Annotated in this window: 25 protein-coding genes, 1 tRNA gene and 2 pseudogenes; 12 read left to right on the top strand and 16 right to left on the bottom strand. The window is 68.4% G+C overall.

What is annotated here, in order from left to right; all coding sequences use genetic code 11:
* Positions 1 to 507: 507 nt before the first annotated feature.
* The 6 genes from ACFU6I_RS22800 to ACFU6I_RS22775 all read right to left on the bottom strand — a co-directional run bounded on the left by ACFU6I_RS22800 (position 508) and on the right by ACFU6I_RS22775 (position 4,799).
* Complete coding sequence (locus ACFU6I_RS22800; RefSeq protein WP_384369674.1) at positions 508 to 738, bottom strand: hypothetical protein; 231 nt, start codon at positions 736 to 738, stop codon at positions 508 to 510.
* A 224-nt stretch (positions 739 to 962) separates the two neighbouring features.
* Entirely contained in the window at positions 963 to 1,505 is a 543-nt protein-coding gene (locus ACFU6I_RS22795) for a transposase (RefSeq protein WP_384369671.1), read from the bottom strand.
* On the bottom strand, positions 1,502 to 2,041 hold the full coding sequence (locus ACFU6I_RS22790; RefSeq protein WP_384369668.1) for a winged helix-turn-helix domain-containing protein: 540 nt from the start codon (positions 2,039 to 2,041) through the stop codon (positions 1,502 to 1,504). Before ACFU6I_RS22790 ends, ACFU6I_RS22795 begins: the two co-directional genes overlap by 4 nt.
* Positions 2,042 to 2,339: 298 nt before the next feature.
* Positions 2,340 to 2,867: a hypothetical protein gene (locus ACFU6I_RS22785; protein ID WP_384369665.1), complete on the bottom strand. Its 528-nt coding sequence runs from the start codon at positions 2,865 to 2,867 to the stop codon at positions 2,340 to 2,342.
* Positions 2,868 to 3,205: 338 nt separating this feature from the next.
* Entirely contained in the window at positions 3,206 to 3,757 is a 552-nt protein-coding gene (locus ACFU6I_RS22780; RefSeq protein WP_384369662.1) for a flavoprotein, read from the bottom strand.
* Positions 3,758 to 4,283: 526 nt separating this feature from the next.
* Positions 4,284 to 4,799 (bottom strand): hypothetical protein, encoded by a 516-nt coding sequence (locus ACFU6I_RS22775; protein WP_384369659.1) that lies wholly within the window; start codon positions 4,797 to 4,799, stop codon positions 4,284 to 4,286.
* Positions 4,800 to 5,080: 281 nt separating this feature from the next.
* On the opposite strand from ACFU6I_RS22775, the gene ACFU6I_RS22770 reads away from it, so the two are divergent.
* From ACFU6I_RS22770 to ACFU6I_RS22750, 5 genes are all read left to right on the top strand, one after another.
* Positions 5,081 to 5,156 (top strand) — tRNA-Trp (locus ACFU6I_RS22770).
* Positions 5,157 to 5,605: 449 nt separating this feature from the next.
* On the top strand, positions 5,606 to 6,061 hold the full coding sequence (locus ACFU6I_RS22765) for a hypothetical protein (protein WP_384369656.1): 456 nt from the start codon (positions 5,606 to 5,608) through the stop codon (positions 6,059 to 6,061).
* A gap of 72 nt (positions 6,062 to 6,133) precedes the next feature.
* On the top strand, positions 6,134 to 6,967 hold the full coding sequence (locus tag ACFU6I_RS22760; RefSeq protein WP_384369653.1) for a transposase family protein: 834 nt from the start codon (positions 6,134 to 6,136) through the stop codon (positions 6,965 to 6,967).
* A gap of 232 nt (positions 6,968 to 7,199) precedes the next feature.
* Complete coding sequence (locus tag ACFU6I_RS22755; RefSeq protein WP_384369650.1) at positions 7,200 to 7,826, top strand: hypothetical protein; 627 nt, start codon at positions 7,200 to 7,202, stop codon at positions 7,824 to 7,826.
* A 25-nt stretch (positions 7,827 to 7,851) separates the two neighbouring features.
* Positions 7,852 to 8,262, top strand: coding sequence for a hypothetical protein (locus ACFU6I_RS22750; RefSeq protein ID WP_384369647.1), 411 nt, complete (start codon positions 7,852 to 7,854; stop codon positions 8,260 to 8,262).
* Positions 8,263 to 8,392: 130 nt separating this feature from the next.
* On the opposite strand, the gene ACFU6I_RS22745 is transcribed toward ACFU6I_RS22750, so the two are convergent.
* Positions 8,393 to 8,896 carry a flavoprotein gene (locus ACFU6I_RS22745; protein WP_384369644.1) on the bottom strand — a complete coding sequence of 168 codons (504 nt, stop codon included), beginning with the start codon at positions 8,894 to 8,896 and terminating at the stop codon, positions 8,393 to 8,395.
* Between the two features lie 275 nt (positions 8,897 to 9,171).
* Here ACFU6I_RS22745 and ACFU6I_RS22740 point away from each other — a divergent pair, with 275 nt between their 5' ends.
* Positions 9,172 to 9,798, top strand: a complete 627-nt coding sequence (locus ACFU6I_RS22740; RefSeq protein WP_384369641.1) for a hypothetical protein — start codon at positions 9,172 to 9,174, stop codon at positions 9,796 to 9,798.
* A 543-nt stretch (positions 9,799 to 10,341) separates the two neighbouring features.
* Here the strand turns inward: ACFU6I_RS22740 and ACFU6I_RS22735 are convergent.
* From ACFU6I_RS22735 to ACFU6I_RS22725, 3 genes are all read right to left on the bottom strand, one after another.
* On the bottom strand, positions 10,342 to 10,725 hold the full coding sequence (locus ACFU6I_RS22735) for a hypothetical protein (protein WP_384369638.1): 384 nt from the start codon (positions 10,723 to 10,725) through the stop codon (positions 10,342 to 10,344).
* 200 nt (positions 10,726 to 10,925) lie between these two features.
* Positions 10,926 to 12,650, bottom strand: coding sequence for a dolichyl-phosphate-mannose--protein mannosyltransferase (locus tag ACFU6I_RS22730; RefSeq protein ID WP_384369635.1), 1,725 nt, complete (start codon positions 12,648 to 12,650; stop codon positions 10,926 to 10,928).
* A 502-nt stretch (positions 12,651 to 13,152) separates the two neighbouring features.
* Positions 13,153 to 13,659, bottom strand: coding sequence for a SigE family RNA polymerase sigma factor (locus tag ACFU6I_RS22725; RefSeq protein ID WP_345519910.1), 507 nt, complete (start codon positions 13,657 to 13,659; stop codon positions 13,153 to 13,155).
* Positions 13,660 to 14,404: 745 nt separating this feature from the next.
* Here ACFU6I_RS22725 and ACFU6I_RS22720 point away from each other — a divergent pair.
* Entirely contained in the window at positions 14,405 to 14,887 is a 483-nt protein-coding gene (locus tag ACFU6I_RS22720; protein WP_384369632.1) for a nuclear transport factor 2 family protein, read from the top strand.
* A 148-nt stretch (positions 14,888 to 15,035) separates the two neighbouring features.
* Here the strand turns inward: ACFU6I_RS22720 and ACFU6I_RS22715 are convergent, their stop codons facing one another.
* Positions 15,036 to 15,728: a cytochrome b/b6 domain-containing protein gene (locus tag ACFU6I_RS22715; protein ID WP_384369629.1), complete on the bottom strand. Its 693-nt coding sequence runs from the start codon at positions 15,726 to 15,728 to the stop codon at positions 15,036 to 15,038.
* Complete coding sequence (locus ACFU6I_RS22710; RefSeq protein WP_384369626.1) at positions 15,676 to 16,398, bottom strand: molybdopterin-dependent oxidoreductase; 723 nt, start codon at positions 16,396 to 16,398, stop codon at positions 15,676 to 15,678. Before ACFU6I_RS22710 ends, ACFU6I_RS22715 begins: the two co-directional genes overlap by 53 nt.
* A gap of 448 nt (positions 16,399 to 16,846) precedes the next feature.
* Between ACFU6I_RS22710 and abc-f the strand changes: the two genes are divergently transcribed.
* From abc-f to ACFU6I_RS22695, 3 genes are all read left to right on the top strand, one after another.
* A complete protein-coding gene (gene abc-f / locus ACFU6I_RS22705; RefSeq protein ID WP_384369623.1) occupies positions 16,847 to 18,481 on the top strand; it encodes a ribosomal protection-like ABC-F family protein in 1,635 nt (544 codons plus the stop codon).
* Between the two features lie 79 nt (positions 18,482 to 18,560).
* Complete coding sequence (locus ACFU6I_RS22700; protein WP_384369620.1) at positions 18,561 to 20,225, top strand: ABC-F family ATP-binding cassette domain-containing protein; 1,665 nt, start codon at positions 18,561 to 18,563, stop codon at positions 20,223 to 20,225.
* 100 nt (positions 20,226 to 20,325) lie between these two features.
* Positions 20,326 to 20,889: a CGNR zinc finger domain-containing protein gene (locus ACFU6I_RS22695; protein WP_384051792.1), complete on the top strand. Its 564-nt coding sequence runs from the start codon at positions 20,326 to 20,328 to the stop codon at positions 20,887 to 20,889.
* 78 nt (positions 20,890 to 20,967) lie between these two features.
* Here ACFU6I_RS22695 and ACFU6I_RS22690 read toward each other — a convergent pair whose 3' ends face one another.
* Together ACFU6I_RS22690 and ACFU6I_RS22685 are read right to left on the bottom strand one after the other, a co-directional pair.
* Positions 20,968 to 21,390, bottom strand: a complete 423-nt coding sequence (locus tag ACFU6I_RS22690) for a helix-turn-helix transcriptional regulator (RefSeq protein WP_384369617.1) — start codon at positions 21,388 to 21,390, stop codon at positions 20,968 to 20,970.
* 64 nt (positions 21,391 to 21,454) lie between these two features.
* A pseudogene (locus tag ACFU6I_RS22685) lies at positions 21,455 to 21,736 on the bottom strand (cupin domain-containing protein); the annotation flags it as partial.
* A gap of 86 nt (positions 21,737 to 21,822) precedes the next feature.
* Between ACFU6I_RS22685 and ACFU6I_RS22680 the strand changes: the two are divergent.
* Positions 21,823 to 21,933 carry a hypothetical protein gene (locus tag ACFU6I_RS22680; protein ID WP_384369614.1) on the top strand — a complete coding sequence of 37 codons (111 nt, stop codon included), beginning with the start codon at positions 21,823 to 21,825 and terminating at the stop codon, positions 21,931 to 21,933.
* A gap of 35 nt (positions 21,934 to 21,968) precedes the next feature.
* Here the strand turns inward: ACFU6I_RS22680 and ACFU6I_RS22675 are convergent.
* Positions 21,969 to 22,696, bottom strand: a pseudogene (locus ACFU6I_RS22675) (site-specific integrase); the annotation flags it as partial.
* 371 nt (positions 22,697 to 23,067) lie between these two features.
* Here ACFU6I_RS22675 and ACFU6I_RS22670 point away from each other — a divergent pair.
* Positions 23,068 to 23,565 carry a DUF1877 family protein gene (locus ACFU6I_RS22670; RefSeq protein WP_384369611.1) on the top strand — a complete coding sequence of 166 codons (498 nt, stop codon included), beginning with the start codon at positions 23,068 to 23,070 and terminating at the stop codon, positions 23,563 to 23,565.
* Between the two features lie 18 nt (positions 23,566 to 23,583).
* On the opposite strand, the gene ACFU6I_RS22665 is transcribed toward ACFU6I_RS22670, so the two are convergent.
* Positions 23,584 to 23,772, bottom strand: a complete 189-nt coding sequence (locus tag ACFU6I_RS22665; RefSeq protein WP_384369608.1) for a hypothetical protein — start codon at positions 23,770 to 23,772, stop codon at positions 23,584 to 23,586.
* Positions 23,773 to 24,048 lie beyond the last annotated feature (276 nt).

Raw genomic sequence — 24,048 nt, 5'->3', positions numbered from 1 at the left:
GCTCTGGCCTACAAGCCGACCAATCTCTGAGGGCAGCGCGGTAAGACTTTCTCTACTTCATCAAGGCACCCGGCTGCGCTGCGCTCCGCCGGGCGCGCTTCCCGGCGCCGCTCCTGCCTTCGGCCCGCTCCGCCCGCGCTGCGCCGACGCGCGCCCCCATGTGGATAGTGCCGATGGCCATGAGCCGATCACCGCATACGGCACTTGCGGTCAAGGCGATGCCTCCGGCGGGGGATCGGCCGGCACCGGGATGGAGGGGGCGCCGTTTCCGACCGCGGGCCCGTAGTGGCGTGTGCGGGGTGCTCCCATCCCGTCCACCTTCGGCCCAGGCAGAGCCGAGCAGACGCGGCCCATGGCGTCCAGGTCGTTCGCACAGTGGCGCGCTCCACCTGGACGCCATGAACCACGCCCGCTCCACAGACGTGTGGGTCGACGGCGGACGGGATGGGAGCCGGGGTGAGTGGTGGCAGAGGAAGTGGATGGGTGATGCTCCGTGCAGGAGTGGGTTCACCGAGACGCGTATCCGTAAAGCAGCAGCCCGAGACCGAAGACGACGGAAGCCGTCCCTTGCATGATCGCTGCCCGGGCCGAGTACGAGCCCTCCGTCGGCAGCTTCCACCGTCTCCAGCGGGCGCAGAGGCCGAAGGCGACAACCAGGACGCCGAGGATCACGAAGCCCGTGCCACCAGCTATCGGATCATCATTTGTCTGGGGCGCACTGGTAAGAGTCGACGGCATGGCGGAACTGTAGACGACAGGTGGCCGTGCCCCTCTTGTGCCCGTTCGGTCGGGAAACAGCGGGGAGTCACGGGCGCTGGCAGACATTGGGCACGAGAACGGACCCTGACCGATTTACCTGGTCAGGGTCCGCTTCTGCACGCGGTGGGTGTGGGATTTGAACCCACGGTGACTCGCGCCACGACGGTTTTCAAGATCGACCAGGGGTTACTGACTTCGGCGTATTAGGGTCTGTCCGGTCTGTCGAGAGTGAGGCCGGTTCCGGCGAGGAATCCGCCGAGGATGCGGTGCTGGTACTGCAGTGCCTTGAGCCGCCTGCGGAGCAGAGTCTCCAGCTCGCTGAGGGTGCGGGCGGCCAGGTTGGCCAGGCTCCGCTTGATGTGCGCCCACAGGCCCTCCACCGGGTTGAGGTCGGGCGCATACCCGGGCAGCAGGACCACTGTCAGCCAGTCCCGCTCGGCAACAAGTGCCTTCATCGTCTTGGAGATGTGGGTGCTCAGCCGGTCCCACACCACGATCAGCGGAGCCTTGAGCAGTTGGTGGGCGCCATCCAACAGGCGGATGTAGTCCGCCTCGCCCAGCGAGCGACGCTCGCCCTTGCGACCGGTATGCCGACGCAGCCGGTAGCACAGACGGGCGGGCAGGCCCGGCCGGAAGCACAGCAGACCGGCCACCGAGAGGCGTCCCCGGCTGCGGCCGGACACCTTGACCCTCGGGGTGATGCCACGCCGGCCCCAGGTGCGGCCCTTGGGCGGCCGACCGGTCACGCCCGCTTCGTCCTCGAAGCAGATGAACGCGCCAGTCGCCGCCCGGAGGGTTTTACCTCCTGCCAGGTCGCCTCCCGCCATGCGGTGATTGCGTCCTCGTCGCGTTCGGCGGCGGGCCGGGCGGGCATCTGCACGCTGTAGCCCATGCGGTGCAGCAGCCGGGTGACCCCGGAGACGCTGTAGGAGAGGTGGAACTTCCGCCCGATCAGCGTGCGTACCCGGGCGGCGGTCCACACCTGGTCGTCCGCCCAGCCGTGCGCGGCCGGCCCCTCATCAAGCCACATCGCGAGCTTGGCCTGCAGGTGCGGGCCAAGCCGACAGTCGTAGCCGCAGGGGCCTTTGGAACGCAGCGCCTCGCGTCCGCCCGTCCTCCAGGTGCGGCGCCACTGGTAGACCGACTTCTCACTCACCCGTAACTCCCGGGCGATGCACGGGACCTTCACGCCCTCCTCGAAGAGGTCAACGGCCCGCATCCGTAACTCTTCCCGGCGCCTGCGCTGCTCGGCGGTCAGCCCGCCCCCGTCCGCATACCTCATGCCTCCGGCGTACCAGCCCGGACGTATCGCGTCACCGGTCCCGACACAAATCCAGACCCCGAAACGCTGAAGTCAGTAAGGGTCCCAGCCGCCACGGGCCAAAGGGTTGTCCACCAGCGCATAGCCCGCCGGGCTGACATCCAAAGCTGACATCAACGGGCCCGGACTGCGCCGTACAGCGGCACCCTTGGGCGACCGGCGGACCAGTCGACGACGGGCCCAGGGATGGGCGTAGAGCGAACTTACAAAGCGGTGGTCCGAGTCAAGGGTGCCCACAGCCTCTTAGGTATGCGATGCCTCAGAGGCGCTTCGGTGACGCGCCAACTTCCGCCCGCCGCTCGGGTTGGCTGCGCCGAGCACGCCAGCTCCACACCGTGTGCCCCACGAGAGCCACGGCGAAAAGGACTGCAACGACGCGAATGGCGTTCCAGGTTATAGCGACAATCAGCCCTTGCGAGTCCGCCTCCACATTCAATCGCTGAGAGGTCTCAATGAAAGCGATCAATGGAACGAGCAGGCGGAAAGGAAGGCCAGCGATACCGGGCGTTCGCGCCAGGTTCCCCGCGAGTCCCGCAGGCGCGCCGAAGGCGAAAGCTGCTATTCCCCAGACCAGGATTCTGGAAGTGAGGCCCTCCCCGGACGCGCCAGCGATATCCATCCCGATCGGAGCAGCGGGGCTCAGAAACTTGAAGAGGTAGTACACGACCACACCGATGGCCAACGCCGAAGAAGCCAGCAGTGCCGACTCAATCTTGGACCGGCGGAAATTACCTACCAGAAAGGCGAAACACGCCCACGACCATCCCCCGGAGAATACAAGGGCCACGGCATGGAAAATCGGGTTATCGAATTTGTTCGCGAGCGGGCCAATTACGCCAAGTGCCGCGCCCAGTCCGAGAGCTACCGTGATAGGTGCGACGCGAGCACATGGAAAGTATACGATTTCTCTCACCCTATTCTGTGGACAATTTCTAAGGCAGACATGCTGCTCTTCCGGGTGCCGGCGCCCACAGGAAACCCCCCGGGGTTGCGCGAGATTCCCCCTGCCCGGCCCCTTAGTGCATGTCTACGCCGTAGGGGGCAGCAGGCGCAGTGCCAGGGCGCCGGGAGATGAAGATTTAGACACCAATCCCCAGACCAGCAGGAACGGGCCCGGAGGCGGGCTCAGTCCGACCGGCGAGAAGCATCGGGCGCCACCTGCTGGATGGGCTCCATGATTGTGGGCCAGGGCAGCTCTCGAACTTCTGGTTCCTCGCGAGGTTCGTACAGTGGCCAGACGTCAGGGCCGTAGACAAGGTCCACGTCCGCTTTCCGCAGTGTCTCGATGTGTCCCTGCCATGCCGGATGTCTCGCGTGAGCTGCGTTGACCCGGGGGAACACCACGACGGGGACGCCGATCGTGCCGAGCGCCTCGCACACCTGTGTCAGGGCTTGGTTGTCGGCGATGCCCGTTGCGAGCTTGGCGACGTAGTTCGCGCTTGCCGGGGCCATGACGTAGCAGTCGGCAACAGGGTGAGTGCGAGGCTCAGTCGGCAGGCGAGGCGTATCCCGTACCGGCAGGCCAGTCAGTGTCTCCAGCCGGTCCAGCTCGCCGTTTGCCCTTAGCCAGCGGCCGGCATTCTGCGTGAGGGTCACGGCCACTTGCCAGCCGAGGGCGATGGCTGGCTCGACCAGGCCGGTGCGCAGCGTCTCGATTCCATCGGCTGCCGTACCCACGACTGCCAGTACTCCGCGACTGCCTGCGCTCACCGTTCCACCGCCCCGTATCGGTCCGTGCCCAGAGCCAGCAGTACAGCAGAGAAGTACAACAACTACCCCGACTAACAACAACTGTGGCTGATCCTTACCGCCTGTGTCGCCAGGCCGATAGCCCTCAGTGACCGCCGTGCCGGTAGTTCGCATCGAGGGGCAGCCAGGCGGCGGTCGGCCGTATCGTGAGTTGCTGCGTGGTGGCGCCGCGCGCGCCAGATCCGTGCCAGATCGAGCGGTCGTCACGGTCAATTGGGGTGCGAGGCGGTGCAGACACCCACTGACCGGCTGGGCGCTGTTGTACGGCTGTTGACCAGCCAAGACCGTCCTATGGTCGGCGCCAGGCTTACAAAGCAGATGTTGGCGGTTCGGAACCGTCCGCGCCCTCGCATGATTCCGACCATGCCAACGCTGCGACTGAGCCTGGAAGCGTCTGATGCGTGTTCAAGTCGGTTGGCAGGAGGCCATAGACGACCTCATCGCGTTGGCCTGGTCATTGATCGCAGGAAATCTCAGCCAACCATTTCGGGGTGTAGCACTCAGCGAACGACCACTTCTGGTCCGAGTTGCGGTCATCCGTGCTGTCGGTGTACACCTCAAGCGTGGCTTGCGGCGTCAGGCGGTAGTACTCGCGAATCGGGTCACCCTCCACAGTGGGAAAAGCCACCTTCAGTTCTGCGCCCTCACCGCTTTTGAGGGCTCGCCGGAGGCAGGCGATTTCCCGAACCGCCTGCTTCTGCATCTCCTCACCCTGAGCCAAGCTCACCTCGCCACAGCTTGAAAACTCAGTTCTGGAATCCCAGCGGTCCTTGACCGGATCGTCCAGCACGCTGCAACCTCCAGCCACCAAGGACATGGCCGCCATCGCGACGAGCCGCGCGCGGACCGAAACAGCCGCCACGCAGCGACGACGAGTGCTGCTCTCACCTGTCGTCCGCACCAGGTCCGCCGACCCCACCCGTCGCAATTGGTCCGGCACGTCGTCGTCGGAGTACACGGGCAGACCCATCTTCGCTCCCAAAGCCCCTCCCCGAACCCAATGCTTGATCGCGGCTGCACCATACCCGCCAGCTCCGAGATGAGATGCACGTCGAGCGGCTTGAAGAGCGACGGCGCCCGGTACAGCAACGCAGTACCGCAACCACAACAACCGACACCGACCGAGAGCGTCCCTCTGGGGCCTCGAAGCGGCCAGTATGGCTGTCGCTGACCGATCCAGATAGAGCTACGGATCAGAAGGTCGACGCACCGGTCCGTCCTGAGGCGTGACGGGGCTAGGATCGCAGCGGGCGAATCCGTAGCGCAGGGGTGGTCGCGCGCGGTCTCCAAAATCGCGAGGACGCCGGTTCGAATCCGGTCGGCTTAGCCTGCCCCCGCTATGCGTCTAGGACGATGAGCGTCCGTGCCAGACGTGTGCCAGTACGGCCGGCGACCCGCGGTCTATCCCGTTCACTCCAAGGGGCTGGCTCGGAGTGAACGGGACGGCCTTTCCGCAGCTCCTAGTGCGAACTTCTGCCGCGAGCCGTCAGCACGGCTGCCCGATCGAACTCCTAAAGTGGGTGTCGAGCAGCCCGGGCTGTCACGTGCTGGATGGACTCCATGATGGCGGTCCAGGGGAGCTGTCGAACTACTGGCCCTTCGCGGGGTTCATGGAGCGTTCGCCATCTTGAATTCGCTGGTCAGGGGGCTGGCGTGACTTTCGTTCGGGGTGCTCGTGCTGGTCGTGGGCGGCAGTCTGTGCAGTAGGTCGTCTGGCAGGGCGGTTTCGCCGGTTCCTGCTCGCCGTGACCGGTACGCCTTCTACGATCCGGTCCCATGGCGGACCCCGAGGTGCTGGAACGGATCGCCGCGCGGCGCGCGGAACTGGACGTGCTCGAAGAACGGCTGGCCAAGCAGTTGGCGGAGGTACGGGCCGAGCGAGACGAACTCGCTGTCGCCGAGCGGGTCCTTGAACGCATGAGCGAGCAGATCGCCGTCGAGCGCACGGTAGCCCCACCAGCGGCTGGGCAGGTGGGCGGCCGAGCGGTGCTGATGGTCCCGCACCGCGCGCCGGGCGTGGGGGAGGCGGCGCTGCCGCCGGAATACCAGCGCATCCTCGCCGTTGTCCGGCAGGCCGGCGGACCGGTCATGGTCCGGCAGGTCGGCGAGGTGCTGGGCCTGGATACAGAGGTGCGGGGCAAGCTGGAGCCGCTGCGCGGGAAGCTGAGCAAGTTGGCCGGCCGCGGCTGGCTGCGGAAACTGCCCGACGGGAAGTTCACCACCCGCCTGTGACCCGTCGCACCACCGGCCGTGGTACCGCAGCGTGGGCGTAACCACGATGCCCCCGGCGGCCGTTGGAATTGTGTGAAGAACACCAAAGAGCACGCCGCGCGCACTGTTTCCCTTGTCTACCAGTGCCGTCTGCCCCTGTCCACGAGCACCGTCAACCACCTCGCCGACCTGCTGCGACGCCATCTGAAGGCAATACGGTCGCGGTGGCGGGCCCTGCCACCCGGGAAGATCGCCGTGATTGTCCTGGCGGTGCTGCGGCACGACCAGCGCCTGGCCGACATGGCCGGCGGCAACGACGTTTCCGAAACCACCGTGCGCCGCTGGCGCGACGAGCTGATCGCCCTGCTCGCCGCGAAGGCCCCGCGCCTGGACCGCGCCCTAAAGAAGATCGTCAAGCGAGGCGGGGAGGTGGTCCTGATCGACGGCACCCTCATCCCCACCCAGCGCCGCACCGGCAAAGAGAACCGCCCCAACTACTCCGGCAAGCACCACCGCCACGGCCTGTACTTCCTCGCCCTCACCGACGAGCGGGGCTGCCTGATCTGGATCTCCGCTGCCCGGCCCGGCCGCACCCACGACATCACCGCCGCCCGCCGCGACCACATCCCCACCCACCTCCAAGACGCCGGCCTCGGAGCCCTAGCGGACCTCGGCTTCCTCGGACTGGACGACGACCCGGACGCCCCCGTGGTCGTCACCGGCTTCAAGGCCACCCGCGCCCACAAGGTCACCACCAGCGAAAAGGACGCCAACCGGGTACTCGCCGCCGGACGCGCCCCCGTCGAACACGGCTTCGCCCACCTGAAGAACTGGCGAATCCTCACCAAGCTCCGCACCGACCCCACTCGCGCCACCCACCTCCTGCGCGCGCTGCTCGTCCTGACGAACCTCGAGATCAACCGCTGACAGATGATCTACACGGCGGACTGCCGCTCACGACCGGCACGAGCACCGCGGACGCCCGTCACACCGGCCTCCTAGGGAGCTGACCAGCGGCTTCAAGACGGCAGTTCACAGAACGCCCTTTCAGGTGCCAAATCACGGCAGCTTGAGCGCGTGTTCACTTCCGTGATTACACATGGAGCCCGTGAGACGTCTGAGGCGATACTCGCGCTGAGTCCAGGATCAGGGAGAGCGCATGGCCAACACGTACAAGGTGCACATTGCACTGGCTCTGCTGCTCACCGCACTGAGCACGCTCATCGTCGGGCTGACGCTCCTGCCGGGCAGCCCGCTCCTGCCGCGTGCCACGACTTTTGTGGTCCTCGGCCTGACCTTCACGCTGTTCGGCGCAGCCGCTCTGCGTGCCCTGTCAGCCGCGCAGAGCATCGGGCCGGGCAAGCTGCTCCGCATGGCTCCGAGCCGCCTCGTTGTCACGGCCGGGGTACTCGTCGGTGGCGCTGTCGTGTGCCTGGCCGTGGGGGGTCTTCCGTCTGGCGGACAGCCGATGAAGGAAGACGGCGTCTACTACCTCCTGAAGAGCCACGGTGATCTCCACAAGGTGACGCGTGAGGTTTATGGGGAGTCAATCAAGGCCGAGATGCGCTTCTTTGTCACTTGGTTCACCTTCGTCTCGGCCTACGCGGCTGTTCTGGTCGCCTGCGCTCACCGCGCGGCAGCACCGGACCCGGTTCGCCACACCCCTGCCCCGGCTCCCCCGGCGCCACTCCCGGCTGCGCCCGGGTCCCCCTGCGACGCGGTCGGTGCCTGCGAGTGGTGCGGGCAGCTGAAGTCAGCCACCTCCCTGCCGTACTGTCCCCGCTAGGTCGGTGACTCGGCGGCCATCGTGAATGGGTCAGCTTCCCGCGCAGCGGCTCCAGCTTGCCCCGCACCTCTGTATCCAGGCCCAGCACCTCGCCGACCTGCCGGACCATGACCGGTCCGCCGGCCTGCCGGACAACGGCGAGGATGCGCTGGTATTCCGGCGGCAGCGCCGCCTCCCCCACGCCCGGCGCGCGGTGCGGGACCATCAGCACCGCTCGGCCGCCCACCTGCCCAGCCGCTGGTGCGGCTACCGTGCGCTCGACGGCGATCTGCTCGCTCATGCGTTCAAGGACCCGCTCGGCGACAGCGAGTTCGTCTCGCTCGGCCCGTACCTCCGCCAACTGCTTGGCCAGCCGTTCTTCGAGCACGTCCAGTTCCGCGCGCCGCGCGGCGATCCGTTCCAGCACCTCGGGGTCCGCCATGGGACCGGATCGTAGAAGGCGTACCGGTCACGGCGAGCAGGAACCGGCGAAACCGCCCTGCCAGACGACCTACTGCACAGACTGCCGCCCACGACCAGCACGAGCACCCCGAACGAAAGTCACGCCAGCCCCCTGACCAGCGAATTCAAGATGGCGAACGCTCATGGAGCGGCCAGACGTCAGGGCCGTGGATGAGTTCTACGTCCGCCTTGCGTAGGGCCGCGACATGCCCGTTCCACGCTGGGTGTCGTACGTGTGCTGCGTTGATCCGTGGGAACACCACGATGGGAACGTCGATCGTGCCGAGTGCCTCGCTCACTTGAGTGAGTGCTTGGTTGTCGGCGATGCCCGTCGCGAGCTTGGCGACGTAGTTCGCGCTTGCGGGGGCGACGACGTAGCAGTTGGCGACCGGGTGGGGGCGGGCCTCGGTCGGTAGGCGAGGTGTATCCCGGACTGGCAGGCCGGTTACGGCTTCTAGTCGGTCCAGTTCGCCGTTCGCCCTCAGCCATTGGCCGGCATTGGGGGTCAGGGTCACGGCTACTTGCCAGCCGAGGGCGATGGCCGGCTCGACCAGGCCGGTGCGTAGTTGTTCGACTCCATCGGCTGCCGTGCCCACGACTCCCAGCACTCCGCGGCTGCCTGCACTCACGGTTCCACCACCCCGCATCGGTCCGGCCCCTCGGCCAGCAGTACAGCAGAGAAGTACCGCAACCACAGCGACTATCAGCAACCGTTGTTGGCCCCGAGAGCCCGCGTGGACAGGTCGGCAGCCCTCAGTGACCGTCGTGCCGATAGTTCGCTTCGAGGGGCTCACCAGCTCGCAGCAGGTTCACTTTGCACCATGTGGCCGGATCGCTCCCTTGCCCCCGCTTCGTGCGCCTGTCACACAGTTGATAGACGGACGAGCAGGGAGGGGGACGCTGCATGATTGCGTCAGGGGAGAACTGGGCCAGGCCTTCGGCTTGGGCGGCGAAACGGTTCGGGCAACAGGCCGGCAGGATCGCTGCTGCGGTTCCGGTGCAGTTGGCTCGGGCTCACGCGCAGGCTCATGCCACGCACCTCACGGCCGGGTTAAAGAAGCGAAGCCCATACGGCTCCACCCTCGCGGAAGCTGTGCGCGAAAAACTGGCTGACACGGCACGGCAATTGAGCGAGTCCGTGCGGGACGTGCGCGGGTACGAGTATGCGGTGATCAACGATCATGCACTGTTCCCTTTCAGGTACGCGAACAGACCCAGGCCTCTTGATCGTGCTCGGTTGCCTTCGAATGCGTCCCCCACGCGCCGTCGGCTGTTTCGGGCGCACGGGCCACAGTCGCCGGAAGGACTGTTCGATCTCGACGACGACCTGACGACGGAGGAGTACCTAGGACTGCACGAAGCCTTTGAGGAGCTCGGGGCCACCACGAAGCTCGTCTGCGTCTTTTTCACGGCCGACGCGGAAAACGGCATTCACGCGATCTATTGGGGAGAGGCCCACCTCGAACCTGACCGCACCTTCACGTGGCCCCACAGCGAACAGCTGCCGGTCGCTCCCCAGCCGCTTGTGTGAGAGCCCGGGCGGGCGCGCGACCCACTGGAGCCCTGCCCGCCTCCGGACCTGATCGGCTGACATCCACGTGGTAGATCAACGGCGGCGGACGCAGGCAACCTTGAGCACATTTTGTGACCTGCGGCTCCGCAAGCTTCCACGGAGGAGGCCACCGGTGATCGAACTTGCAAGACGGGTGTCGGCGACGATGCGCGTGCCAGATCCGTGCCAGATTGGGCGGTCAGCCACGGTCAATTGGGGCGTAAGGCGGTGTAGGCACGCGCTGACAGGTTTGGCCCCGCTGTACGGCTGATGACCAGCCAAGACCGTCCTGTGATCGGCGCCAGGCCCACAAAGCAGATGTCGGCGGCTCGGAACCGTCCGCGCCCACCAGTCAGAACGCCCCCGCAGCGAGCCGCTACGGGGGCGTTGACGGTAGTACTTGACGGCAGTTTCTCAGGCGCATCGCGTAGAGGTGGGCTGCGTGAGTAGAAACTTTCTCTACGGGCCACATGTGGATGGGGCCGGTGGCCATGAGTCGAGCGCCGTACATCGCGGCGACGGTCAAAGCATGCCTCCGGCTTGGGCGCTCAGGCTCCGAGTTGGAGGGGGCGCCGTTTGCGAGTGCCGGCCGGTTCGTGGCGAGCGTCGTGGGCTCTCATCCCGTTCTGTTGCGGTCACCTTTCCGCGCCACCCCGGATGCGACACGGGGTTCCGTCGGATCAGCTCATCCTCGGCGGCCGTCTCCAGAATGGCTTTGAGAAGTCGGTTGCTCTTGGCGACCGTGGTCTCGGCACCTGGTGCGTCGAGCCGTTCCGAGCGCCAGGACCGCACGCGGGGCGCAGTGATCTGGTCGAGGTCCAGGTCGTCGAAGGCCGGCAGGATGCGCAGCCGCAGGAGTCGTCGGTACAGCTCGTCGGTGGTCTGCGAGAGACGGCGTTCCTTCACCCGCGGGAGCGCGCACTCCTGAAAGCTCTCGGCCCCGGCGTCGGGGTGCTGCGGAGGCGAGCTCCGCGTCCTTGAACTGTGGAGGACCGCCCAGGGCTCCTCGCTTCGGAACAATTCGTATGCTTCCGGCGGGTGTCGCCGAATCGGTTCCGTCCGGTCGGGGGCGCGCACAGGTCGCCCACGCGTACCTGCGGCCGGGCTCAGATCCAGGTGTCGAGCCACATCCTGGCGCGCCAGTCGGCATACGGGATCGTCTGCCCGGCATAGACCGGGAAGAGATAGATGAAGTTCCAGGCGATGAGCAGGACAAGCACACCTGCGGCCAACACACCTCGTACGCGGCGCTTGTCAGCCGCTCCCGGCGGACCCAACAGGGCTCCCAGCATCATCGTCACGGCCAGGCTCAGGTACGGCACGAAGACGACCGCGTAGAAGGAGAAGATCGTGCGGTCCTGGTACAGGAACCAGGGCAGATAACCGGCGGCCACCGCACACAGGATGGCGCCGGAGCGCCAGTCGCGGCGCAGCGCCCATCGGTAGAGCAGGTACACGAGTGCGCAGCATGCCGACCACCACAGGAGCGGTGTTCCCAGGGCGAGGATCGCCTGTGAGCAGTCGGCCGTCGCGTGGCAGCCGTCTTCCCCGGGTTTTGGCGACTCGTAGTGGAACAGCACAGGGCGGCCGAGGACCAGCCAGCTCCAAGGGTTCGACTCGTACGTGTGGGGAGTGTGCAGCCCCACGTTGAACCGGTAGACGCCGTACTCGTAGTGCCACAGGCTGCGGAGCGGGGCCGGAATCCACGACCATGTGCCGCCGCGGCCGTCCGCCCAGTGGCGTCCGTAGCCGTTGTCGGACAGGAACCAGCCGGTCCATGTCGCCAGATACGTCAGGGCAGCGACCGGGACGAGGGACAGCACCGACCGGCCGAAGTCCTTGCGCAGCACCGCGCGGTAGGGGCGGTGCGCCCCCGCTACTCGGCGAGAGCCGACGTCCCACAGCAGGGTAAGGATCACGAAGAAGGCGAGGAAGTACAGGCCGTTCCATTTGGTTGAGGCCGCCAGTCCCAGGAAGAGGCCGGCTGCGAGCCGCCAGGGACGCACTCCCGTCCCGGCATGGGCACCGGTGTGTCCGTCCGGGCGTACCCGGCCGTCCTCGTCGACCGGCAAGGCTGCCGCGAGCCGGGCCCGCGCACTGTCCCGGTCGATGAGCAGGCATCCGAACGCCGCCAGCACGAAGAACATGACGACGAGGTCGAGCAGAGCGGTGCGGCTCATCACATAGTGCAGACCGTCCACCGCCATCAGTGCTCCGGCCAGGCAGCCCAGCAGTGTCGAACGGAACAGACGGCGTCCTGTTCGGCACAGCATCAGCACCGACAGCGTGCCGAGGACCGCCGTCATGAAGCGCCAGCCGAACGGGGTGACGCCGAACATCCACTCGCCGAGGGCGATCACCCACTTGCCCGTCGGCGGGTGCGCGACGAAGGCCCCGGCGTCGGAGAGCGGGATCACCTGGGGATCGGCCAGGATCTGCGGGTCGGAGATCTTGCGGTCCGGCCAGGCGCTCTCGTAGCCGAGCCGTAGCAAGGACCAGGCGTCCTTGGCGTAGTACGTCTCGTCGAATACGACCGCCCACGGGCTGCCCAGACGCCAAAGGCGCGGCAGCCCGGCAAGGAGTGCTACCAACAGTGGCCCGCCCCATCCCGACCAGCGCGCCAGCCGGCACGCCGCTACCGGGGACAGCCCGAGCGTGCGCCACAGCCGTGACTCCGGTTCGGGAAACGGCGCGACCAGGCGGTCGCGCACGGACGTACGCGGGCGCTCGACATGCCCGAAGCGGCGCAGCCGCTGCTCCCAGGAGATCGGCTGGCAATTCGCCGCCTCCCGTGGCTCGTCGACAAACGCGGGCGCGTTCTCATGGATCACGCGGTGAGCTTTCTACTCGTGGAGAGCAGGACAAGCGGGGATCAGCTGCCCGGCGGTCGGTGGTAGTCGCGCCGGCGCAGTCAGCCCTCACTGATCGGGACCGCTCGAACCTGGCCAGGGGACTATCCGGGTGGTTGAGGTCCGTGTCGGCATCTGCACCGGCTCGCGTGTTGAGGGGAGGTACGGCATCGGTACCCCCTCGGCAGTGGAGGCGGGGCGGGCCGTCGACGGCACCGGGACCGACTCGGCAGAGGTGACCGGGCGGGGCCGAGGACCAGTGGGCCCGCCCTGAGCGAAAGAGCTCGGCAGAACCATCAGTCCGACTCCAAGTCCGGCGATGGTCAGCACGGATCCGGTGGCCATCCAGGCCGTCCGGACCCGCTGTCGGGCGCGAACGCCGGCGTGCAGGCGGTACTGGTGCCGGTCCTCGTAGGGCGTGTCCTCCTGGCTGTCACGCATCATTCGTGCCAGCTCCTGCTCGAAGTGATCCATGGCTCCTTCTTCACTCGACCGGCTCGACTGCCTCAGCCAGAAGCCGCCGCAACCGTGCAACGCCGCGTGCCGTGAGTGAACGGGCGGTACCCACCGGACACCCCAGCACTTCCGCGACGTGCTGCTCGGGCAGGTCCTGGTAGTACCGCAGCACCACCGCAGCCCGCTGTCGCGCCGGCAGCAACGCCAGCATGGCCTCCAACCGGGTCCGTTCGTCCACGGTGGCGATCTCGTCTCCCACCTCGGGCGGGTCGGGCAACTGGTCCACGGGGTGCTCGCCCCACCAGCGACGCCGTGCCGAGCGAGCCGCGGCACGGGCCAGGACCCTTCGCACATATGCCTCGGGCGCCTGCTCGGCCACCTTCGGCCAGGCGAACCACAGCTTGACGAGCGCCTCCTGCAGCAGATCCTCCGCCCTGTGGCGGTCTCCGCCGGTGAGCAGCCGCGCCAGGTGGAGCAACGCCGACCATCGAGCCGCCACGAACCGGTCGAACTCATCGGCCCGCAACTGCCCCATCGGCGTCGACCTCTTCCCTTCCTGCCGAGCACGCCGGCTTCTACGCAGCCACGCGGGGCCGCAGGGCAGCACACGTGTCATCGACCGCGTACGCCGCCGCAGGACCGCGGACACGCCCCTACACCTTTACAAAGACGCTGGCCCCCGCCCCGCTATGCACCCTCGTCGTGTGGTGTGGATCACGCATGCCGTCCTGGCGGTGCTCACGGTCCGACTTGCCTGCCCCGCCCTCCCCTTGTGCAGCCGTCGGAGCCTGACTGACACCGGCTCAAACGCAGGGCTGCCCGGCTGCCTCACTCGGCGGCGGACATTCGCTCATCGTGCCCCACGTGCCTCGGTGGCTGTTGTCGTTCCGATCTTGAGCGGTGTGCGTCGAACGGGAGTCTCGACCGGGTGATCACGGCTGCCCGTGGGCCTGAGGACAGACACCTCACGATGCCAACGTGCCAAGATGCGGCGGCGAGTTCGGCGGGTAACGCGGTGCCCCCGTGGAACAGCTCGCGGTGCTGCAGGCAGTGGTAGAGATGGCCGATCAAGCGGTTGAAGCGGTTGCGCCGGGCGGCTGCGTGCCAGTCGCCGTCCTCCCGGCTCGTCGTCGACCTTCACGTAGAGTGCGGTGATGATGGTCGCCAAGTCGGGCGTCACAACCGGAAGTTGGGGGACTTCATCTCGACCCCACGTCCGAACTCCGGCCCATCACTCGAACGAGTTCGTCCACACGCTGACTGAACGGAGTCCCACCGTCATGCCAGACACCACCTCGGCCGACCTCAGCCCCCGCGATGTCCTGGCCCGCTTCCACCGCGCGATGCTCGACAAGTCCGCGGACGATCTGGCTGATCTGTACGCGGCCGACGCCCTGCACGAGTTCCCGTTTCTCGGCTTCCCCGGCATGCCTGAGCGCTACCGGGGACGGGAAGAAGTCCGTGCAGGCTATCGAGCGGCCTGGGGCACGAGCCCAGCGCAGCCACAGAGGATCCACGACGTCCTCGTCCACGAAAGCATCGACCCCGAAGTGATCACTGTCGAGCAGGTCGTCGCCGGAACCGTGACCACAACCGGCCAGGCGTTCAGCTTCCCCGGCCTCCTGGTGCTCCGGGTCCGGAACGGCCTGATCGTGCATGTCCGGGACTACATGGACGGCCTCCGCGTCGCCCACGCGATGGACCGACTGACCGCCGTGGTTGCCGGCCTTGGTGCCAGCCGGATGGAAGAGACGCAGCCCTGATCCTGCTCAGTCGGCGCTCAATGCCGCTCCGGTCCGACGTCGGACTCAATCGTCCAGGACCTCACCGTCCGATTGGGAAGCCATGGCGGCCGAGGCGTCGCGGTCGTCCGTGAGCCCTTCCGGCCGGCTCGTCCCCGGCGGGGACACCTCACGCCTCGTCCGCTCGCTCGGCCACGTTGCCGTCGCCTTCCTCGCGCAACCACCGGGAGTGGTGTCGCTGTGCCCAGGACCGGCTGACGTACCCGGTACGCATGCCGAGTCTCGCCTCCGGGTCCTCGAACGCCTTGCGCATGTGCCCGAGGACGGCGAAGGTGATCGCCCAGGCCAGCAGGTCGTGGATGAAGATTGCACTGGTGCGGGAGATGAAGGGCAGCAGCCCCATGAACCACATGAGCAGGCCGGTGAACATCATCACCAGGACGGCGCCGGCGATCCAGCCCGCATAGAGTTTCTGCCCCGCGTTGAACTTTCCGGCCGGGCGTGCCTCGGGCGAGGTCAGGCGCCGGCGGGCGGCCCGCAGCCACTGCCGGTCGTACGCCGCGAACCGGTTCAACCTGCGCAGGTCCGCGCGGAATTCGGCCGAGAGGAGTCCCAGCAGGAAGGGCAGCGGCAGTGAGATGCCCGACCACTCGTGCACGGTGACCATGACATGCCGCCGGCCGACGAGTTGGGCGAGCGGCCCGAGGTACAGGCAGGCGGCGGAGACCAGGCACACGAGCATCAGGTAGCCGGTGAACCGGTGGACCATGCGCTCGGCGGTGCCGAAGCGGCGGACCCGTTCCGTGGGATCAGGCCGCTTCGCCGTGCCGGTCGGCGTCGTCGAGCCAGCCGTCGATCGCATATCCGCGCTCCTCCCAGAAACCGGGAACGACCTTGTCGGTGACCGAGATACCGGACAGCCACTTGGCCGACTTGTAGAAGTACATGGGTGCCACGTAGAGGCGGACCGGTCCGCCGTGCTCGTGGGTGATGGGTTTGTCCTGCATGTTCAGCGCCACGAGGATGTCCGAGCGGCGGGCCTGTTCCAGGGTGAGGCTCTCGGTGTAGGCGCCGTCGAAGCAGGTGAAGCGGACGGCCGCGCCCGGGGAGCGCACTCCGGAGGCGTCGAGGATGTCCGCCAGCTTCACCCCGTCGAAGGGTGTCTTGTCGACGCGCCATCCGTCCGTGCACACCACGTCGTGGACGACCCGGGTCTGCGGCATCGCGCGCAGGTCGGCCAGTGTGTAGGTCTTCGGCTTCGTCACCAGCCCGCCGACCGTGAGTGCGTAGTTCGTCTCGTCCTTGCGCGGCACCGAGCCGACGATGCTGTAGTAGCGGAAGCCGCCCGGATTGGGCAGCAGACCGGTCAGTCCGGTCGCGTCGACCTGGGAGGCGGCGCCGAGGAGCCCCTCCCAGCCACGCTGGAGGTAGGGCGCCGCGGCGAGCCCCGCGGCGCCGGCGCCGAGCATGCCCAGCACCGCCCGTCGTCCCACCGGTGCGCCCTCGGCCCTCGGCTTCGGCTGTCCTGCCATGGTCAGTGTGCTCCTTCGCAGTGATCGCGACCCGGAGGTGTGCGGTCGTGCGGGAGACGACTGCACCGGCCGGGCGGATGCACACGTGTGTACGCTGCCGAGCCACCGTCGTCACCCTTTCAACTGGTGACGATCGTGACATGTGGTTCTTCGGCTGTCAATGACGTGCCGGAGACACGTACCTGCGAGGGGTTTGAGGGTCTGTCGCGTTGCAGTCGTCGCGGCGGGCATACGCGAGCTGCTAGGGTGGTTGATGACGTAGACCGTTTATCGAGGAGTCGCAGACATGGTGGGTGAAGACGACATCTCCGGGTGAGACCCGGATCTGACGGCCACCGGCCCGCGCGCATGAGCGCTGCCGCCGTGGTTCGTTCTGTCGTCCCCTTTTCCCATGTCTGCCCAGGGCAGAGCTCTATCTTCTGCCCTCAGTACCTTCGAGGTCACTTTCATGTCCGACGCCGCCATCGTCTGCTCGAACCTCTCCTTCGCCTGGCCCGACGACACCCCCGTCTTCCACGACCTGTCCTTCACTGTGAACACCGGCCGCACCGGCCTGGTCGCCCCCAACGGCTCCGGCAAGAGCACCCTGCTCAAGCTGATCGCCGGCGAGCTGAAGCCGGCCACCGGCGCGGTGTCCGCCAGGGGCACCCTCGGCTACCTCCCGCAGAGCCTTCCCCTGACCGGGAACCTCACGGTCGCCGAGGTGCTCGGTGTCGCCGAGGTGATCCGCGCCCTGGACGCCGTGGAGTCCGGGGACGTCGGCGAGGAGCACTTCGCCGTCATCGGTGACGACTGGGACATCGAGGAGCGCACCCGCGCCCAGCTCGACCGCCTCGGCCTCGCCGATCTCACGCTGGACCGGAGCCTCAGCACGCTCAGTGGCGGCCAGGTCGTCTCGCTCGGCCTCGCCGCCCAGCTGCTCAAGCGCCCCGACGTGCTCCTGCTCGACGAGCCCACCAACAACCTCGACCTGGAGGCCCGGCACAAGCTGTACGACGTGCTGACGGACTTCAACGGCTGTCTGCTTCTGGTCAGCCACGACCGCGCGCTGCTCGACCGCATGGAACGCATCGCCGAACTCGGCAGCGACGAACTGCGCCTGTACGGCGGGAACTTCACCGAGTACGAGGAGGCCGTCCGCGCCGAGCAGGAGGTCGCCGAGAAGAACGTCCGCAACGCCGAGCAGGAACTCAAGCGGGAGAAGCGGGAGATGCAGCAGGCCCGCGAACGCGCCGAGCGCCGCGCGAGCAACGCCGCCAAGAACCTCAAGAACGCGGGTCTGCCCAAGATCTTCGCCGGCAACATGAAGCGCGGTGCCCAGGAGGCCGCGGGCAAGTCCGGCACGATGCACGCCTCCCGGGTCAGCGAGGCCAAGTCCCGCCTCGACGAGGCCGGGCGGGCGCTGCGCGAGGAGCAGCGCCTCACCCTGGAACTGCCCGACACCCGGGTACCCGCAGGGCGCAATCTCTTCCTCGGCGAGGGGATGCAGGCATGTCTCGGGGACAGGGCCGTGTTCGCCCCGAGCGGTGTCGATCTGACCGTCCGGGGCCCGGAGCGCATCGCACTGACCGGCCCCAACGGCGCCGGCAAGACCACCCTGATGCGTCTCATCACGGGCGACCTCGCCCCGGACGGCGGGGAGATCAAGCGCAACGACGGCCGGATCGCTTATCTCTCGCAGCGCCTGGACCTGCTCGACCTGGACCGCACGGTGGCGGAGAACTTCGCCGAGTTCGCCCCCGAGCGGCCCGAGGCTGAGCGGATGAACCTGCTCGCCCGCTTCCTCTTCCGGGGCGCGCGGGCGCACCTGCCCGTCGGCGTGCTCTCCGGCGGCGAGCGGCTGCGTGCCACCCTGGCCTGCGTGCTGTGCGCCGAGCCCGCCCCCCACCTGCTGCTGCTCGACGAGCCGACGAACAACCTCGACCTGGTCAGCGCGGGCCAGCTGGAGAGCGCGCTCAACTCCTACCAGGGCGCTTTCATGGTGGTCAGCCACGACGAGCGGTTCCTCGCCGCGATCGGGGTCAACCGCTGGCTGCGGCTGGCCGACGGAGAGCTCAAGGAGACGGGAGCCCCCGCGGTGTGACCCGTCGGCGCGTGCAGTGGCCCGCGTCCGAGGCCGAGTGCCCGGCGGGCCGACCACCGACCGCATCGGAGGGACACCCGTGCCCCAACCCGCTCTGCTCGCCCACGACGTCGTCCGCTCCCTGGGCGGCCGACGCGTTCTCGACGGCGTCAGCCTGACCGCCTCACCCGGCCACCGCATCGGTCTGATCGGGGAGAACGGCGTCGGCAAGTCCACCCTGCTGCGGGTGCTCGCAGGCGTGGACGAACCCGACGCCGGAAGCGTCACCCGCCCCGGCGACCTCGGTTTCCTCCACCAGGAGATGCCGTTCGACGCCGCCTCGTCCCTGGCCTCGGTGCTGGACGAGGCGCTCCGCGAGGCCCGCGACGACCTCGCGGAGCTCGACCGGCTCGGCGAGGAGCTGGCCCGCGTCCCGGAGGACCACCCCGGCCACCGAGAACTCCTCGATGCCTACGGCAGGCGGTTGGAGCAGGCCCAGGACCGCGAGTCCTGGGACGCCGACCGCCGTGCCGCCCTGGTGCTGGACGGCCTGGGCCTCGGCGCGGTCGGGCACGACCGCACGCTCGACTCCCTGTCCGGAGGGCAGCGCGGCCGGCTGGCCCTGGCCGCGCTGCTGGTGAGGCGGCCGTCGGCGCTGCTGCTGGACGAGCCGACCAACCACCTCGACGACGGCGCCGCCGTCTTCCTGGAGGAGCAGATCCGCGACCTGCCCGGGACCGTGGTGCTCGCCAGTCACGACCGGGCGTTCCTCGACGCCGTATGCACCGACCTGATCGACCTCGATCCGGCGGTGGACGGCCCGGTGCGCTACGGCGGCAACTACAGCGCCTACCTGTCTCAGAAGCGTGCCGAGCGGGAGCGCTGGGAGCGGCGGTACGCCGAGGAGCAGGAGGAACTGGCGAGGCTGCGGCACTCGGCGGGGGTGACCGCGCACCTGGTCGCCCCGGACAGGGGGAGGCGCGACAACGAGAAGATGGGCTACGGCCACCGGGCGGGCCGGGTGCAGAACCAGATCTCCCGCCGGGTGCGCAACGCCACCCGGCGGCTGGAGGAACTGGAGCGCACCCAGGTCGCCGAACCGTCCCGGCCGCTGCGGTTCGCGGCCGGGGATCTGGCCGCACCGGCGGAGGAGGGCCCGCAGCCGCTGGTATCCCTGCGGGACGTTCGGGTACCCGGCCGGCTCGCGCTGGACGGCCTGGAGGTGACGACGGCCGACCGGCTGCTGGTCACCGGCGGCAACGGGGCGGGCAAGTCCACGCTGCTCGCTGTGCTCGCCGGACGTCTTGCGGCCGACGGAGAGGTGCGCAGGCGGCGCCGGCTCACGGTGGGGCTGCTCACCCAGGACACCGTCTTCGAACGGCCCGGGCGCACGGTCCGGGACACCTACGAGCTGTCGGTGGGTTCGCCGCGGGCCGAGAAGGTGCCGCTCGGCTCGCTCGGCCTGATGCACGAGGCGGACCTGGACAAGCCGGTCGGGCAGCTGTCCGTGGGACAGCGTCGGCGTCTCGCGCTGGCCCTCCTGGTGGCGCGTCCACCGCAGCTGCTGCTGCTCGACGAGCCCACGAACCACCTCTCACCGCGTCTGTGCGACGAGCTGGAGGAGGCGCTGGGCACCGGACCCGGTGCCATCGTGGTGGCCAGCCACGACCGGTGGCTGCGACGGCGGTGGCAGGGCCGGGAGATCCGGCTGGAACCGGGGCGCGGCCCGCGGAAGGAGGCGGAACCGGCCGGTTTCCGGGCCTGACCTGCAGGCATCGCACGGGGTATCGTACGGTCGCGAGGGGCGCGGACCGTGACGTCGGCGTACCTTGCGCCCGACGGGAGTCACCTGTCAAGATGGTGATGTGAACCTTAACCATGCCTTCGTCTGCGGGCACCCGGCCCTCGACTTCGCGGCCACCCTCCGAGCCCGGCGCTCGACCCGGTTCGAGATGTTCGTGACCCCGGAGCGGCTGAACGCCTGGTACCTGGAGTCCGGACTCGTGGACACGATCACGCCCGGCGAGGACGACGACGTCCGCGAGGCGATCAGGGTGCGCGAGGCCATCTACCGGCTCGTCACCGACCGCCGTCTCGGTGAGGAGTTCGACCGCGAGGCGCTCGCCGTGGTCAACGGCGCCGCGCGCGAGACCCCCGTGACGCCACAGCTCACCGTGAAGGGCCGGCACACCGAGGCGACCCCCGCGCAGGCCCTGGCCACGGTCGCCCGGCAGGCCGTCGAAGTGCTCAGCGGCCCGGACGTACCCCTGATGAAGGAGTGCGGCAACCCGGAGTGCACGCGCGTCTACATCGACCGGTCCCGGGGCATGCGGCGTCAGTGGTGCGGCATGGAGTCCTGCGGCAACAAGTACAAGGCCGCCGCCTACCGGGCACGCAAGAAGACCGCTGCCTCCGCGCCCGTGGGATGACGCCCTGACCTGGGCGGCGGTGCGCGGTCCCGGCGGACGCGGGACTCATGGTCCAGGGTCGCTCCGAGGAGACATGTGTCAGGAGAGGCCCGCCGCTTCCGGTGACGGATGCCCACGGTAGTCGCGGGGTGACGTTCCCATGACACGTTTGAGTGCGGTGCTCAGGGCACTGTCCGAGCCGTAACTCACCGAGTGTGCGATGGAGGCCACGGTCCCCTCGCCGCGGCGCAGCCGCTTGGCCGCGAGTTCGATCCGCCATGCCGTGAGGTACTCGTGCGGTCCCCGGCCGACCGCGTTCTTGAACCGGGTGGCGAGTACGGTGCGGGACACCGATCCCGCACGGGCCAGTTCGGCGACGGTCCACGGGTACGCCGGGTCCCGGTGCACGCAGGCCGGTGCAGCGGCGACGGCCGGGTCGGCCAGACCCGCGAGCCAGCCGGGACCGGTGCCGGCCCCGCTCGCCAGGTGGCAGCGCAGAACGCGGTCGGCCGGGGACCGCACGATGCTCCGCGACCAGCGTTGACCCCATCCGCCTGTGCCGCAGTTCCTCGTCGATCGCGTCGAGCATCCAGCGCACCGTCCGCGCCCGGCCCGCGCCGGCCGGCAGGTGGACGACCGGCGGAAGTCCGTCGAGCAGCAGTTCCTGGGCCCGGGCACCGAAGGAGAACCGGCCGCCCAGGAGGTGGACCTCGTCGCCGTGGCCCGCGCGGGCCACCCTCGCGTCGGCTCTCGCGAAGAGGGGACCCGCCTCGACGACCGGCACCCCCGGACCGCTTCGGAGTGTGAAGCCGCGTTTGCGGGTCAGGAGGAAACAGTCGCCCTGCGACAGCTCGACCCGCTCCGGCACACCGTCGACCTCCAGCAGGCAGCTCCCGCGCCGAACGACGTTGAACTTCACACGAGGAGGCCCAAGTCGCCCATGCCGTCGGATATGTGAGCGCCACTCAGTTCAACCGCGAGTACCGCAGCGTCTACGGCCGGTCGCCGGGACAGGACGCGGCCCGGTTTCGTTGCCGCCCGACCCGGGCTCCCGCGCGGCGCTGATCTGCCGACGGCTACTTGCGGGCTGCGCCGCGATGTCACAATCGGGCCGCCGGCGAAGCGGCGAGAGGCCGGCGCCGGATATCGCCAGGGGCGAGCAGGCCGGTGACCTCGGCGAGGACTTCGGACGAGGGCTTGAAGTAGCGGCGGACGTTCTCCGGCTTCCTGCGGCGGGACTTGGTCATCAGCATCAACTCGGACGCGCCCTGCTTGCCGAGGTGGGTCGGACCGGAGTGCCGGTACTCGTGCAGGTTCCAGCCGGTGCCCGGCCCCGCGAGGGCGGTGTACGGTCGAGCAGCGCGCGGGCCTGGCCGTAGGAGAGCCGGGCCGGTCCGGTGTCCGGGCAACCGTCGCGGGCCGGGAGGACCTTGCCGGGGCCGGGGCGGCGGTGGGTGACGAACACCGGCCCACGGGTGCGGCCCTTGAGCAGGCGCGGGAGCGGCCGGGCGGTACCTGCGTCCCAGAACACCGTCTCCAGCATGTAGTCGGCGTGGGTGGCGCCGCGGGGGCGAACCTTGGGCTGGGCCGCCCTCGGACTTCACCGGGCAGCGGCGGCCGGCCAGGTCCAGCTCCTCGATGTTGATGTCCAGGATCTCCTCGGAGCGGGCGCACGTCTCGTAGAGCATCCGCCACAAAGTCTTCTCCCGCGGGTGGACGTCGCGGCGGGCGATCAGCCCTCGATCGCTCTCTTCGAGCGCACCGGGATGTCGGAGTCCGGCGGCGGCAGCCGCTTTGCCCGGGCCGGGACCGTCGGCCCGTCGTAGCCGCCTATGCTGCGCCCTCACTGTTCTCCGCGAGTCAGCCGTGGCCCCCGGGCCCCGACCTCACCTTCGGGTCGGTCGAGTCGGACGCGGAGGCTACGAACGGATCGGACTGACGCTTCGCCGTTTCCGAAATGAGTGGGTGCTGGGCAGGTCTACTCGACTCGTGTCGGGCCTGTTGCGAAAGTCCGTACGGATGTGTATTTGTCCGCAGTGCTCGATCTCGACGACACGCGGCGCTCGGGTGTCGGAGGGCGTCCTGGCAGAGCCGGGCATCTCGGCGTTAAGAGACGGGCATCGCGCCGTCAGTGCCGTCGAGTAGGTTCTCTCCGTTCGGCCCGACAGGCGGGCCGCCGAACTGGGAGGACTCGTCGCCGTGAGCATCCACATGCACATGCGCGCCGTCGCGGAATCCGAGATCCGGGACGACCACACCTGGCTTGCAGCGTTCATGTGGGAGGCTTGGGAGAATCACCCCGACGAGTACGCAGCGGGCATCGCCGAGTCGATCGACAAGGTCTGGGGCTCCGTCAATGACCTGTATTCCGCTGCCGATGTCCTCGATGCGGATGCCGACGACTCTTGGGAGCTGCCGATTTACGGCGGGCGGCCAGTGGCACACAGCGCCGATGTCGACCCCTCCAACCCGCCCCTGGGGATTCTGGAGCCGCCTGGGGTGTCACAGGCCGCAGGCTTCCTCGCACGTGTCTCGTTCGACGAACTGTGGAACGTCGCCGGTGCCAAGCTCGTCTGGGCCGGCTGGGACGAAGCGCAGGTCAGGCAGGAGTTCCTCGACTATCACAGGGGCCTCCAAGGGTTCTACAGGCGGGCGGCTGCAGCGGGCCACGCCGTGGTCAGGGCGGTGTGGGCTTGAGACGTGGTCGCGTGCCGGTCACAGCCATTCGTTGATGGCGGCGACCAGCAATGTCGCTTCGTAGCGGACAGCAAGTTTGTCGTATCGAGTGGCGACGGCCCGGTGCCGCTTCAGCCGGTTGATGCCGCACTCGACGGCGTGCCGGGCCTTGTAGTCCTCCGGGTCGAACTTCGGTGAACGGCCGCCGCGGGAGCCGAGCTTGCCCACTGTGTGTCCGTCAGATCTCCTCGCCCCACGAATCAAGATCATCGCATGCTCAAGATCGACTTTCGATACACGGCCTAGCACCCACTTGTTCAGCTTGGGTGACCGGGGTCAGTGGGCCCGACCACGTCATCAAGTCGGAGGCGGCCGACACCGCGGGTGCGCAGCCCGGAGCACAACCGGTTCATCAGCCGGGACTCGTACACCGGCGCGGCAGCCGACATGAGCCTGGGTGCCGGGGCCGCCACCAGTAACCGTTATGGCTTCGCCGGCGGCAAC

The sequence above is a fragment of the Streptomyces sp. NPDC057486 genome (genome assembly GCF_042802415.1).
Classification (GTDB): Bacteria; Actinomycetota; Actinomycetes; order Streptomycetales; family Streptomycetaceae; genus Streptomyces; species Streptomyces yanii.
Note: the sequence above shows the minus strand (reverse complement) of the source record. Positions and strands in the feature narration are given on the sequence as shown.